12 protein-coding genes are annotated in these 13347 nt (G+C 68.5%); 7 read left to right on the top strand and 5 right to left on the bottom strand.

The genetic code is table 11. The features are described from left to right. The first annotated feature begins 194 nt into the window (after positions 1-194). From LuPra_RS33715 to LuPra_RS14955, 3 genes are all read left to right on the top strand, one after another. Positions 195-908: an RNA recognition motif domain-containing protein gene (locus tag LuPra_RS33715; RefSeq protein ID WP_110171492.1), complete on the top strand. Its 714-nt coding sequence runs from the start codon at positions 195-197 to the stop codon at positions 906-908. Further along, entirely contained in the window at positions 905-2518 is a 1614-nt protein-coding gene (locus LuPra_RS14960; protein WP_110171491.1) for a DEAD/DEAH box helicase, read from the top strand. Before LuPra_RS33715 ends, LuPra_RS14960 begins: the two co-directional genes overlap by 4 nt. A 208-nt stretch (positions 2519-2726) precedes the next feature. Continuing rightward, positions 2727-3659: a glycerophosphodiester phosphodiesterase family protein gene (locus LuPra_RS14955; RefSeq protein WP_157899212.1), complete on the top strand. Its 933-nt coding sequence runs from the start codon at positions 2727-2729 to the stop codon at positions 3657-3659. Positions 3660-3744: 85 nt separating this feature from the next. On the opposite strand, the gene LuPra_RS33925 is transcribed toward LuPra_RS14955, so the two are convergent. Continuing rightward, a complete protein-coding gene (locus tag LuPra_RS33925) occupies positions 3745-3876 on the bottom strand; it encodes a hypothetical protein (RefSeq protein ID WP_257724515.1) in 132 nt (43 codons plus the stop codon). A 97-nt stretch (positions 3877-3973) separates the two neighbouring features. Between LuPra_RS33925 and LuPra_RS14950 the strand changes: the two genes are divergently transcribed. From LuPra_RS14950 to ispG, 3 genes are all read left to right on the top strand, one after another. Next, entirely contained in the window at positions 3974-4573 is a 600-nt protein-coding gene (locus LuPra_RS14950; RefSeq protein WP_110171489.1) for a hypothetical protein, read from the top strand. Positions 4574-4647: 74 nt separating this feature from the next. Beyond that, on the top strand, positions 4648-5034 hold the full coding sequence (locus LuPra_RS14945; RefSeq protein WP_110171488.1) for a hypothetical protein: 387 nt from the start codon (positions 4648-4650) through the stop codon (positions 5032-5034). Next, positions 5031-6281, top strand: a complete 1251-nt coding sequence (gene ispG / locus LuPra_RS14940) for a flavodoxin-dependent (E)-4-hydroxy-3-methylbut-2-enyl-diphosphate synthase (protein ID WP_110171487.1) — start codon at positions 5031-5033, stop codon at positions 6279-6281. Before LuPra_RS14945 ends, ispG begins: the two co-directional genes overlap by 4 nt. Here ispG and LuPra_RS14935 read toward each other — a convergent pair. Together LuPra_RS14935 and LuPra_RS14930 are read right to left on the bottom strand one after the other, a co-directional pair. Continuing rightward, positions 6265-6639, bottom strand: coding sequence for a hypothetical protein (locus LuPra_RS14935; protein ID WP_110171486.1), 375 nt, complete (start codon positions 6637-6639; stop codon positions 6265-6267). The genes ispG and LuPra_RS14935 overlap by 17 nt on opposite strands. A 22-nt stretch (positions 6640-6661) precedes the next feature. After that, on the bottom strand, positions 6662-9892 hold the full coding sequence (locus tag LuPra_RS14930) for an IPT/TIG domain-containing protein (protein WP_110171485.1): 3231 nt from the start codon (positions 9890-9892) through the stop codon (positions 6662-6664). Between the two features lie 275 nt (positions 9893-10167). On the opposite strand from LuPra_RS14930, the gene LuPra_RS14925 reads away from it, so the two are divergent. Further along, a complete protein-coding gene (locus LuPra_RS14925; RefSeq protein WP_110171484.1) occupies positions 10168-10998 on the top strand; it encodes a DUF4097 family beta strand repeat-containing protein in 831 nt (276 codons plus the stop codon). On the opposite strand, the gene LuPra_RS14920 is transcribed toward LuPra_RS14925, so the two are convergent. Continuing rightward, on the bottom strand, positions 10949-12058 hold the full coding sequence (locus tag LuPra_RS14920; RefSeq protein WP_110171483.1) for a DUF3810 family protein: 1110 nt from the start codon (positions 12056-12058) through the stop codon (positions 10949-10951). The two genes, LuPra_RS14925 and LuPra_RS14920, sit on opposite strands and share 50 nt — an antisense overlap. Then, positions 11962-13290: an NAD(P)/FAD-dependent oxidoreductase gene (locus LuPra_RS14915; RefSeq protein WP_237050920.1), complete on the bottom strand. Its 1329-nt coding sequence runs from the start codon at positions 13288-13290 to the stop codon at positions 11962-11964. Before LuPra_RS14915 ends, LuPra_RS14920 begins: the two co-directional genes overlap by 97 nt. Between the last annotated feature and the right edge of the window lie 57 nt (positions 13291-13347).

Below are 13347 nucleotides of genomic sequence, written 5' to 3'. Positions count from 1 at the left end.
CACAGTCTACCGGTTGCGCGCAGCAGGAAAAGTATGCAATTCTGACGCGCCGCCCTTCCAGTCGAGTACCGCATAGAGCCCAACCTTTTCCCCGTTCCTCCTATATTCGAGTACCCCAAGGTGTTGCGCATCGATCGATGCGTCGTTCACCTGACCTTAGCCAGACGGAGGCCTGGCCAGCCCGTGAGGACGTCGTGAGCGTTCGCTTATTCATTGGAAACCTGCCCTACAGCGCCACCGAAGCCGACCTGCGTACCCTGTTTTCCGAAGTCGCCGAGCCAGCGCAAGTGGTGCTGCCGACCGACCGGGAAACCGGCCGTCCTCGAGGGTTCGCCTTCGTGGACTTCGCCGAGCGCGACCATGCCGAGCAGGTGATCAACCGCTACAACGGCCATCCGTTCAACGGCCGCCCCCTCGCGGTAAGCGAGGCGCGGGCACGTGAGGATCGTCCTGCCGGGCCGCGTCCCGGCGGCTATGGTTCCCCGCGCCCCGGCGGACCTGGGGGCGGCTACGGCGGTGGAGGTTTCGGCGGTGGGCCTCCGCGCCCCTCGGGTGGCTTTGGCGGCCCGCCCTCTGGCGGCGGCTTCGGCGGCCCGCGTCCCGGTGGCGCGCCCAGGCCATTCGTGCCGCGGGATCCCGGGGGCATGCCCCCGACCGGTCCCGAAACGCGACGCGCTCGTGGGCCGGCCAAGGGGCCGGTGCGCAAGCAGACGTACGACAAGCCGCGCGGGCCGATCAAGCAGCGGCCAGTCAGCCGCCTGTACGACGACGAAGAGGATCTCGAAGCCTCCGTGGAGTTCGATGACCCGGCGGCAAGCAAGGGCGACACCGACCTTGCCGATACCGACACGCTGGACGTCGACGGCCCTGACGCCGTCCAGGACGACCACACGGACGACGACGAGTGAGTCCACGCCCTGAACGAAGCGCCCGGACCGGCCGAAGCCGGTCCGGGCCGCGGCGCCCTCCCGCCCGTCCCCAGGCCACAGCCCGCAACGCCGAGCTGCTGGCGAAGTTCGAGACCCTCACCCCCAACATCGAGCCTCGCCGCTTCACGGATCTGATCACGGTCCCGGAATTGCTCATGGGCGTCGATGATCGGCGCTTCGAGCAGACGACCCCTGTTCAGAGTGCGGTGTTTGACACCGTGGCCGCCGGCCACGACCTCGTTGCCTGTGCCGAAACCGGCACCGGCAAGACCGCGGCGTTCCTGCTCCCGCTCATGCAGCGGCTGCTGCGGGCCAACGCCGAGCGCGAAGGCTCGGCCCGCATCCTGGTGCTGGCCCCCACGCGCGAACTCGCCGTCCAGATCGAGGACGACGTCCAGGGCTTCGGGTACCACACGTCCATGCGCTGCGCGGCGGTGTTCGGCGGCGTCGGCATGGATGGCCAGGAACAGGCGCTCAAGGCCGGCGTCGACGTGGTCGTGGCCACGCCCGGTCGGCTGATGGATCACCTGCGCGCCGGCATCGCAGCCTTCACCGGGCTCGACGTGCTCGTGCTCGACGAAGCCGACCGGATGCTGGACATGGGCTTCTGGCCGGACGTCAAGTTCATCGTGTCGCAGTTGCCGCCTGGCCGCCCGCGCCAGACGCTGCTCTTCTCCGCGACGATGCCCGAAGAGGTCATGGGGTTCGCGCTGGAGATCATGCAGTCGCCGAGGCTGGTGCAACTCGGCATCCGCAACGCACCCGCGACGACCATCACGCACAAGGCGGAGTTGCTCGGGCGGCATGAGAAGACGGCGTGGCTCTCGCGCTTCCTGCGGCGCGCGCCCGGGCCGACCCTGGTGTTCTCGTCGACCAAGCGCGGCGCCGACCGGCTCGCACGCGACCTGCAGTCGCAGGGCATCCGCGCGGCGGCCCTGCATGCCGATCGCACCCAGGCCGATCGCCTTCGGGCGGTCGAGGGCTTCAAGTCGGGCACCCATCGCGTCCTCGTCGCCACGGACATCGCCGCCCGCGGCCTCGATATCGACGCGATCGAGACGGTGGTGAACTTCGAGGTGCCGTTCAATCGCGAGGGGTACGTGCACCGCGTCGGCCGGGCCGGGCGCGCCGGGTCCACGGGGACCGCGATCACGCTCGTGTCGCCGGACGAGCGGCACGACATGGAAGAAATCGCTGACGCGTTCGGCCTGGTGCTGTTCGAGGACGCCCACGCTGAACTCGTCGAAGCCGGCGAAGCGATCGACGGTGCCCTGCCGCCAGTCGAGACGGCGAGCGTCGCCGCTGAGCGCCCGCGGCGCCCGCGCACGCGACGCCCGCGCGCGTCGGAACCGGCTGCGACACCCGCGGTCGCGGACGTGGCGTCAGAGGCCACGTCGTCTCCGCAGGAGAGTGAGACGACCGACACAGCCGCTGACACGCCGGCCGAGGACGGGACCGGCGACGCGGCCCGGAAGCGCCGCCGGCGGCGTCGACGTCGCAGCGGTCCGAAGTCCGACGAGACAGTCGAGGGCGACGGCTCGCCCCCCGAGGCCACCGGCAACGGCAGCGACGAGAGCGGCGAGCCCTAGTAGGGCTGCAGCCTCCAGCCTCCAGCCTCCAGCCTCCAGCCTCCAGCCTGTAGGCTGTAGGCCGCGGGCGTCCTCAGGTCTCAGGCTTCAGGTCTCAGGGCTCAGGGCTTCCAGGTCTCGGGTCTCAGGCTTCCAAGGCCCAAGGCCCAAGGCCGACTCTCGCATGGTCCGTCATGCCCATGTGACATTCCGGGCCCAGGATACACACGTGCGCGTCTTCGTTCGCTTGATCGTGGTCTTCGTCGCCGTGGTGGCTGCACTCACCGCCCTGGCACCCAGCCCCTTCGTCATCGCCCATCGCGGCGCGTCGGCCTACGCGCCCGAGCACACCCGCGATGCGTATGCACTGGCACTGTCGCAGGGTGCCGACTACGTGGAACAGGATCTCGGCCTGACGCGTGACCGGGTCCTCGTCTGCCTGCACGATCTGAGTCTCGAGCGGACGACGAATGTCGAGGAGGTCTTCCCCGATCGCGCCACCGTCGAACGCGTGGGCGACAAGGACGTGCGGCGCTGGTACGTGGACGACTTCACCCTCGAGGAGGTTCGCCGGCTCGATGCGGGCAGCTGGTTCGACGCCGCATTCAAGGGTGCAAAGGTGATGACGTTCCAGGACGCCATCGACCTCGTCAAGGGCCGGGCCGGGATCTTCCCGGAACTGAAGGGCCCGGAACGCCTGCGGGCCAAGGGCCTCAGCCTCGAGGATGCTGTCGTCAGTGCGCTCGAGCGTAACGGACTGACCGACGCGACCATCAATGGACGGCCCGCCGTCTGGCTGCAGTCGTTCGAGGAGCAGAGCCTGCGGACGCTGGCACGACGACTGCCGCGCATCCCGCGTACCTTCCTCATCGGCACGCCGGACGCCGCGCAACGGTGGCTGACGCCGGCCGGCCTGCGCGAGATGCGTGCCTTCGTGACCGGCATCGGCCCCGCGCGGCCGATCCTCGAGGCCAGGCCCGCCATGGTCGCCGAGGCGCACGCCGCGGGCCTCACCGTCGTGCCATGGACGTTCCGTGCCCGCCGCGGAGCGGCCGCGGAGGCCGCCACTGCCACGACCGACATGCGACGGTTCACCGAAACCTATGGCGTCGACGGCCTGTTCACCGACAACCCGGATTTGTTCCCTCGGCCTCGCCGCTGACGCGCCTCGGCCTCGCGGTCAATGCCCGGAATGCCGGGAATGCCGAACCCACGCGGGCCAAGCGTCAAGCGTCAAGCGTTAGGCATTACCGACGCCGCCCGCGCCGGCGATTCGGCGGGAACGTGGCTCGCAGCCAGAAAATCACCCGCCCGACCGCCCACGAGAGGGCCATCAGGGCGGTCACTCCGAGCACCAGCACCACCAGGGGCCGGCTCATAGCTGCGTGCGCCTCGCCATCGGTCGATATTAGAATGGCAGGATTGCCCAGCCGCGCCGACGCGCCCGGGCCTTCCGCAGCGAGGCGCATACCGCACGTGGAGTATCTGATTCGCCATTACGGGCTCGAACAGGGCGCCCTCGAGATCGAGTACATCGAGGAATTCTTCGGCGAATTCGCCCGAAGGAAGACCGCTGTCGAGATCACCGCGCGCCTCGCCGACCGTGAACACCTGATCGTCATGGCCGTGGCCGCGCTCCCCGACGACCCCGGATCGCTCATCCCGGTGGGCTTCAAGGTCTGCCACGAACTGTTCAAGTCGGAGTCGGACCCGCGGCTGGCCGACCTCGCGGCCCAGATCGAGGACGTCGTCGAATTCGACGACCGGCGCGTGCTCTACAGCTGGATCGGCGGTACGCGCATCGACTGGCGAGGCCAGGGCCAGTTCCGGGCACTGACCGAGGAACAGGAAGCCTGGGCCGTGGCCAGCGGGTTCGACGAAGTGGTCGTGAAGACCAAGAACCGTCACTACGAGATGCGCGGCACGCTGGCGAACCTGCATTTCAACGTCGTCAAGTTCGCCGACAACCCCATCTCCAATCTCGAGTCGAAGGTGTTCCTGAGCAAGCAGCTCGGTCCGCACGTGCTGGACCTGCATCGCAGCGCCCGTACGCGACTCGAGAACGGGCGGCGCTGAGTCATGCGTCATGGGTCATGCGTCATGGGTCAGAACTGATGATTGAATGACTAATGACCAATGACCAATGACCAATGACTGACAGCTGGGCGCCCGATCGCCGACGCTCGGATCGTCGCCTGCTGCCCTACCACTACCTGGTATGGGTCGAGGGGGTAACCGAGCCGATGCGCGTGCGCGAAATGGGGCCCGGCGGTATCGTGATTGAGTCGGCCCGTCCCCTCACGCTCGGGGACGCCGTGAATTTCGTCCTCGGCGCCGCCGGGTCCGAGGGTATCGGTCCCATGCGGGGCCACGTCGCGCACAGCCGCATGCTGTTGGCGCAACGTTCCGGCGAGCCTCCCGTCTGCCTCACGGGAGTCGCCTTCGACCTCGTCGGGCCGGAGCATGCAGCACGAATCGCGACGATGCTCGCGGAGATCGATGGCCGGCGCGCGCGCCGTCCGCAAGACGCCCCATGAACATCACTCGTCTTCATCGCACCATCGGCGTCAAGGTCGGGCACGTCCAGGTGGGCGGCGGCGCACCGGTGGTGGTCCAGTCCATGACCAGCACCGACACGGCCGATATCGCCGGCACGGCGGCACAGATCGCGGCGTTGGCAACGGCAGGCTCGGAGATCGTGCGCGTCACGGTCAACGTCCCGGAGGCGGCAGCCGCCGTCCCGGAGATCAAGCGCCGGCTCCTTGGCGAGGGTTGCACCGTCCCCATCGTCGGCGACTTCCACTACAACGGCCACCTGCTGCTGACGCGCTATCCCGACTGCGCGGCAGCCCTCGACAAGTACCGCATCAACCCGGGGAACGTGGGCACGGGCGTGCGGCGCGACGAGCAGTTCGCGATGATCTGCGCCGTCGCCCGCGAGCACGACAAGCCGGTGCGTATCGGCGTCAACGGCGGCTCGCTGAACCAGGAACTGGTGATGCACCGGATGCAGGAGAACACCGACCGGCAGCTGGGTCGCTCGTCCGACGACATCATCAACGACTGCATGGTCGAATCGGCGATCACCTCGACCGGGCTCGCGCTCGAAGCCGGGCTGCGCGACGATCAGATCATCATCTCGTGCAAGGTGTCGCGGCCCTTGCACCTGATTGACGTCTACCGGAAGCTCTCACGCGCCACGCGGCAACCCCTCCACCTCGGGCTGACCGAAGCCGGCATGGGCATCAAGGGCCTCGTCTGGTCGTCCTCGGCCATGGGCCTGTTGCTGCATGAGGGCATCGGCGACACGATTCGCGTCTCGCTCACACCTCGGCCCGGCGGCGACCGCTGCGAAGAGGTGTATGCGGCGTGCGAGCTGTTGCAAGCGCTTGGCTTGCGGGCGTTCAGCCCGAGTGTCACCGCGTGTCCTGGCTGCGGCCGCACCACCAGCAGCACCTTCCAGGAACTCGCCCAACGCATCCAGGGTTACATCCGGGAACGGATGCCGGCCTGGAAACGTGAGTACGAAGGCGTCGAGACGATGACGCTCGCGGTGATGGGCTGCGTGGTCAATGGCCCGGGCGAGTCGAAGGCCGCCAACATCGGCATCTCGCTGCCCGGCACCGGTGAGGCCCCGAACTGCCCCGTCTTCATCGATGGGCGTCATGCCCTGACGATGCGAGGCACGTACGAGGAACTCGCGCTGCAATTCCAGGGGCTCGTCGAGGACTACGTGTCCTCGCACTACGCGCGGCTCGAGGCCGCGGTCACGCCCTCGGCCTGACCCGCGCGTCGACGAACGATTTCACGCTGAAGCCCAGGTACACGAGCAGGATCAGCGCCATCCCGATCCGGGCGACCACCGCGGGCCGCCGCGGCACGCCCATTCCGGCGATGAGTGACGGCAACTGGAATAGCGCCGACGCGGTGCCGAGCACACCCACCAGGGCCAGCAGCGCGGCCAGGTGCATCGCATGCGGACGCAGCCGCTCCTGCCGGACGGCGACCAGCCCACAGATCGCCAGGAGTGCGCCAATCACCGCGGGGATGAGGGCGGTGATGCTGACGCCGCCGGTGATGACGTAGCTGGTGACCCCGAAAATCACGAGCAGCACGCCGACGCGCACGGTAAAGCTGGGCACAGCGCCACAGTAGCAGGAACCACTAAGGCAGCGGCATGGCAAGGCTGTTGGTTCCGGCCGCCCACGTGGTCGTCGGCGTGCTGGAATACGAGGCCCGCTCGACCACGAGCGCTGCCGAACTGCTCACGCCCTCGACCAGGACGCTGAAACGCTTGCCGCGGGCCTCGGGGAACGTCCCGGCCACGTCCATCGAATAGCGACCGTTGGCGGTGACCGTGTCCTGCACGGTGCGCGCCACGCCGGACTCGGTCAGCAGCGTGAACCGTACCTGGGCGGCGGCCGCCGCGGTGTTGGCCACGAGCACGTAGGTGGTCGCGTCACCCGGGCCGCCGGATTCGCCGTCGGCCACCAGCCAGCGCGACGTGGTCGTCGTCACGGCGCGGTTGTTGTGCGCCTCGATCCACTCGCCCGCCGGCGTCGCGCGCCACCACATCGACCGTTCCACCACCACCGGCGTCGCGGTCAGGCTTTCGACGATGATCGAGACTTCCGCCGACGCGAGTTCCGGCGCCTCCTTGTCCACCCAGATGGTCAGGCGGCTCTGCGGCGCCGCGGTGTAGTTCTTGACCAACGGCGACTTGCCGGCCCGCAGGTAGCTGACCTTCAGGTTGGCCGGCGCACCATTGGGATTGGCGATGAGGACGAACTCGTCGAACGTGCCGCCGGTCGCACCCTCGGCCAGGAACCACCGCAATGCCGGCACGTCCACCGCGGCGCTGTTGTGGCCGGCGCTGAACAGTTCGTTGCCATTGTTGCGGTACATGGACCGCTCCACCACCACCGGGACGTTGTTCAGCGACGTGATCGTCGCCGACATCTCCGCCGCCGCCAGTTCGGGCGCGTCCTTGTTGACCCAGATGTTGGTGCGCGACAGTGGCGCGACTGGGTGGATTCGCTCGATGCGTTGCCCTGTCGACAACAGGTACTGCACCTTGACCTCGGCCGCGGTCGTCGTCGGGTTCTGCAACAGGTAGAAGGTGTTGAAGCCGCCGATCGTCGCTCCTTCGGCCAGCAGCCACGACGTCCGCGGAGCAGCCACCCCCGTATCGCTGTGCGCGCCGTAGATCGGCCCTCCCGCGGCCCAGGTCATCGTGCGCTCGATACCGAGGACGCGGGGCGCCTCGAACTTCGTCGCGAACGCCTCGCTCGCAAGCGGTGGCCGGTTGCTCTCGTCGATCGTCGCCCGCGACCCAGCCGCGATCGTCATCTCCATCGTCGTCGGCGTCCCCGCCGTGTCGGTGAAGGTCACCGTCACCGGGACGGCCTCGTCATGCGGATTGGCCAGGGCAAAGCGGGTCTGGAAGAAGCTGCCCGACGCGCCCTCGGCGAAAAGCCGCGTGAATGGCGCATTGGGATCCTCGTAGGCGTATGCGTTGGGCGCGGTCACGCTCAGGCCGTCGCTGTTGCGCACGAGCAGCGCGACCACACCAGCGCCATGAGCGGGAACCCGCACCGTCAGCATGTCGGCGGTACGGGTCAGCACCGTCGCGTTCACGCCGCCGATGGCCACCGTGGCGTTGGAGAAGCCGCTGCCGAGGATCGCGATCGTGTTGGCACCGGACATCGGACCCGACCCCGGCAGCACCTGCGTGATCGCCGGCCCTCCGCTGACGTACGTGTAAGCACTCGGCTTCCAGACCAGCTGCGAGTCCGGGTTGGTGACGGTGAGGCCCACGAGCGTCGGCGCGTGCGCCGGCATGCGGGCGACGATGCGGGTGGCGGTGACCGAGACGATCGTCGCCTGCAGGGTGTCCACCGACACGCTCACGCCGGCCCTGAAGTTCGATCCGTTGATGGTGACGTCGGTGTTGCCCATGGCCGGGCCCTTGACCGGAGACAGCGACGTCACCACCGGCGCGGGGGCACGGTACGTGAAAGCTTGTGGCAACAGGACGCCGTTGCCATCGCTGTTCAGCACCGTCAGCGAGACGATGCCCTCGGTCTGCGCCGGCGTGCGTACGACGATGCTGGTCGCGGTCACGCTCATCACCGTGCCCGACAGCGCGCCCAGGCGAACGACCACGCCGCTCTTGAAGTTGGTGCCCGTGATGGTCACGTTGGTGCCGCCAGCGATCGAGCCGAACGATGGCGAGAAACTGGTCACCGTCGGCGAACCCGCGGTCGACGTCGCGACGTACGTGAAGCCGGCGCCTCGCGACGCAGCCCCGCCATCGGTGTTGGTCACGGTAACTGCCACGGGACCTGCGACCGCTGCCGGTGTCAACACCGAGAGCGTCGTCGTGGCCACCGACGTCACGGAGCCCGCGACGTCGCCGAACTTGACGATCACCCCCGCCTTGAAACCCGTGCCGGTCATGGTCACGAGCGTGTTGCCGGTCGTCGGGCCGCTGGCAGGCGAGATCGTGGAGATCGTCGGGGCTGTGACCGCGGGCTGGACGTACGTGAACGCGGCGGCCATCGTCATCGAGCCGCCATCCGGGTTGACGACCGTGATCGTCACCGGGCCTGCGGGCCCGACCGGGTTGGTCACCTTGATCGAGGTCGTCGTGACGGACGTCACCGTACCCGGCGATCCGCCGAAGAGCACCGTGGCGCCCGCCTGGAAACCAACGCCGCTGAGCGTGACCGCACTGCCGCCCGTCGTCGGTCCGCTCGCGGGCGTCACACTCGTGATGACCGGGTCGGATACCGGTGCTCCGGCGGTCACGTACGTGAACGACGACGGGAACGTGTACGTGCCGCCGTCCGGGTTGGTCAGGGTCACGGCGACAAGGCCGGCGCTGCTGGCCGGGGCAACCACGGTCGCCCACGTATCGGTCGCGGCCGTCACGGTGGCCGGGGTGCCTCCAACGAAGACCGTCGCCCCGGCGCGGAAGTCGGACCCGCTGATGGTGATCGTCGTGCCACCCGTCGTGGGGCCGCTGGAGGGCGTCAGGCTCGTGATCGTTGGCGAGGAGTCCTCGTCAGGTGTCGAAATCACGACGCGTACCTCGTTCGAGTACCCGCTCTGTGCGTTGGCGGCGTTGAACGCGCGGACCGCGAAGTAGTAGGTCCCGTCCGGGAGATCGATGAACTCGTGGGTCACGGCCGAGGCCGGCAGCGTCACCGAGGTCGTGTAGACCCCGGACGCATTGCCGTACACCAGCACATATCCTGCGAGATCAGGCTCGGTATTCGGGTCCCAGTAGAGGCGAACGCTGCCGGCGAGCGCCGGCCCGGCCTGCACCAGGAGGAGCAGGCAGAGCGTCAGCCACGCACGACGAAACTGGCCGGGGAGGCCGGGGCAAATCATGCCCGCTCAAGGGCAACGGCTGTGCCTCACGACGGCGGGCCAGGTCCGGCGGAATCAGGCCTGTTTCGTCGGTTTTCCGACGCCACTCAGCGATTTCAACGGGGGCCGGAATTACAGAACTGTGGGCGACCTTACGGATTGGACCGACCACACCACAGGTGGCAGGCGCCGGAACCGCACGCCAGCGCGCACGCGAACCTGCCTTTGGTCAGGACCGCCGGCGCGCACGGGAACCAGAAGTTCGCGCTGTCGTACGGGTCTTCAGGAGTGTTCTCATGAGACTAGCCATACGCGCCGCCCAGGCCGGTGCCCTGCTGCTTCCTCTCGGCCTTCTCTCGGGTGGCTGCGAACTGATGATGGCCGGACCGCGCGCCCAGGCCTCCGATCAGTGGGAAAAGACATACGCGGTCGGGCCGTCAGCCACGCTCGAGATCGAGAACACCAACGGGGCGATCGACGTGCGCACGCATGCGGCGCCCACCATCATCGTCAAGGCCCAGCGAACCGCCAAGGCGATGAGCGAGCAGGGCGCGCGCGAGCTCCTCGCGCGAACCAACCTCGAGCAACGAGCGTCGGCCGAATTCGTGAGGCTCGCCACCCCTCACAACCAGGGCTTCTCGCGTGGCCAGCAACTCGAGGTGCGGTATGAGGTGCTGGTGCCGGCAACGATTGCGGTGAACCTCACCACCGTGAATGGCAAGGTGGAACTCGACGGCGTGACCGGCGCCGTGGCCCTCGAGACCGTGAACGGCGGCATCGAGGCCCAGGGCCTGACTGGCCTCCGGAAGGCCGAGACGGTGAACGGAAGCATCCGCCTGGGGCTCGGCAGCCTGCCCTCGGAGGGTGCGCAGATAGAGACGGTCAATGGCAGCGTGGCGGTGAACATGCCGTCGGCGGCGCCAGCCAACGTGTCGGTCCGGACCGTCAATGGCGGCATCACCGTCGACGGCTTCGTCAACGTCACCGGGGCTGAGCGCAAGCGGCGCCACTACGAGGGCAAGTTGAACGGCGGCGGCCCGACGCTGCGCGTCGAAACCGTCAACGGCGGCGTGTCGGTCAACGCGAAGGCGGCCACGGCTGTGGCCACCGACGCAGGGTCCCAGTAGTCGGATCGGCCGCGCCGATGAGCACGCGGGCCACGGCGTCGTAGCGCGCGACGCCCTCGCTCACCCGGTTGGCCCGCAGGAACCGATCGTAGAACTGCCACGCGAACGCGTGGACCCACGGCTTCTGGTCCGCAAGGCGGGCGGCGATCGCCCGCAGGTCCGCGAGCGGCCCGGCCCCGAGCTCCCCAATCACCGCCCGCTGGGTCTCGCGCGGGAGTCCTGTCAGCAAGTGCGGCAGCACGGCCAGCGCGCTGCTGTAGCGGAGCGCAGGCGAGCCGCTCTGGCAGGCCAGCCACGCGACCACGCTGGCGTCTGCCTCGTCGGCAAAGCCAGCCAGGTGCGCGTACTCGTGCGCTGCCAGCGCGGGTAGTTCCAGGGGCAACACGCGCGAGTTCAGCAGGACCTCCAGGCCGAACGGGTTGGTCATCCCGTCGATCCCGCCCGCACGAAAGTACCAGTCCAGCATGGTCGGTCGTGGCGCCGGCAATGCGGGCATCGTGGCCACGCCAAGATGCGGCAGGACCGCGGCCAATCGCGGCGCCAGGATGGCCGGCAGGTCTGCACGCGACGGCCAGGCAGTCGCGTGCGCGGCCGGGTACCAGCCATTGAGTTGCGTCACGGTCGCTCGCGCGAACGCCTCACCGCGCGCGGCACCGACATCGGCAGGCCGCAGAGACAGCCGCGTTTCGAGCGTCGGCACCTGGTAGTGCCACCCCCAGAGCGCGAGGAACGACAGCCACAGCAGCGCGGCCAGGACCGCGATCGTCAGGGCTGCCGACAACAGGCGCACGTTCGCGCGGCGCCACCACAGCAGCCCGAGCGCGGCGACTGCCACGCTCACAATCAACAGATCCAGGGCCGCCACGGGCAGGCGTCCGGTCAGCCGCGTGATCACGGGCTGCAGCCACGCGTATCCCTGTCGCCATGCGCCCAGCGCGGGCAGCGGCAGGGGGACGGTGATGGCTAACGCGCCGAGGGCGAGGATCCCGAAGCGGGCAGCTCGACGGGATCGTGTCCCGTGATGAGCCGGATGCCCCGCTGGTGGGTGATGTAGGCCCATGCCCACTGGATGAGAACCGCGATGCGGTTGCGAAAGCCGGTCAACTTGAGGACGTGGATGAACAGCCACAGCCACCAGGCGAATACACCGGAGAAGCGCCAGCGACCGCCGAAATCGGCAATGGCGGCGTTGCGACCGATGGTCGCGAGGTTGCCGAGATCGTGATAGCGGAAGGCGCGCAGCGGCTGATTGCCGAATCGGCGCAGGATGTTCTCGACCGCATGTTCGCCCTGCTGCATCGCGACCTGCGCCACCCCCGGCAGCAGCGTGCCGTCCTGCTCGACATGCGCGAGGTCGCCGATCACGTAGACGTCGTCGGAGCCGGGCACCGTGAGATCGGGGCGCACGAGGACCCGTCCGACCCGATCGACCTCGGCACCGAGGGACCGCCCGAGTGGTGAGGCCGCAACGCCGGCCGCCCACAACACCGTCGACGCCTCGATTCGGTTGCCGTTGGCAAGGGTGACGCCCATGTCGTCGATTCCGGTGACCGGCGAATTCTTCCGCACCTTGACGCCCAGGCGCTGGAGCGAGTCTTCCGCCCGCTGCTGTAGATCCTCGGGGAACGCCGCCAGGATGCGCGGGCCGGCCTCGACGATGATCACCTGGGCACAGCTCGGGTCGATGCTGCGGAAGTCGCGCGCGAGCGAGAAGTTGGCCAGTTCGGCCAGCGCCCCGGCGAGTTCCACGCCCGTCGGTCCGCCGCCGACGATCACGAACGTGAGTTGGCGCGTGCGTTCGGCCTGATCGGTCGTGCGTTCGGCGTGCTCGAAGGCGAGCAGCAGGTGCCGGCGAATCAGCCCGGCATCTTCGAGCGTCTTGAGGCCTGGCGCTTGCGCCTGCCAGTCGTCGTGCCCGAAGTACGCATGCGTGGCGCCGGTTGCCACGATCAGCGCGTCGTAGCGCAACTGACCGATGTCGAGGTGCAGGACGTGGGCGTCAGTGTCGATATGCAGAGCGTCGCCGAGCAGTACCTGGACATTCTGCTGACGACGCAGGATCCAGCGGATCGGCGACGCGATGTCGCCTGGCGACAGCCCTGCCGTCGCGACCTGATACAGCAATGGCTGGAACACATGGTGATTGCGACGGTCGACGAGGACGACGTCGACGTCGGCCCAGCGCAACGCCTTGGCCGCCTGCAGCCCACCGAAGCCACCACCGATGATGACCACGCGACGACGGCCAGGCGTGGTCTTGACGGCGACGTCCGCGTCACCACTTCGCAGCACCTCAACGGCCTCCACCCCTTCAGGGTACTGCCACGCGCCTACCTGAGCGCCACGCAC

This window comes from Luteitalea pratensis (assembly GCF_001618865.1).
GTDB classification, from domain to species: domain Bacteria; phylum Acidobacteriota; class Vicinamibacteria; order Vicinamibacterales; family Vicinamibacteraceae; genus Luteitalea; species Luteitalea pratensis.
Note: the sequence above shows the minus strand (reverse complement) of the source record. Positions and strands in the feature narration are given on the sequence as shown.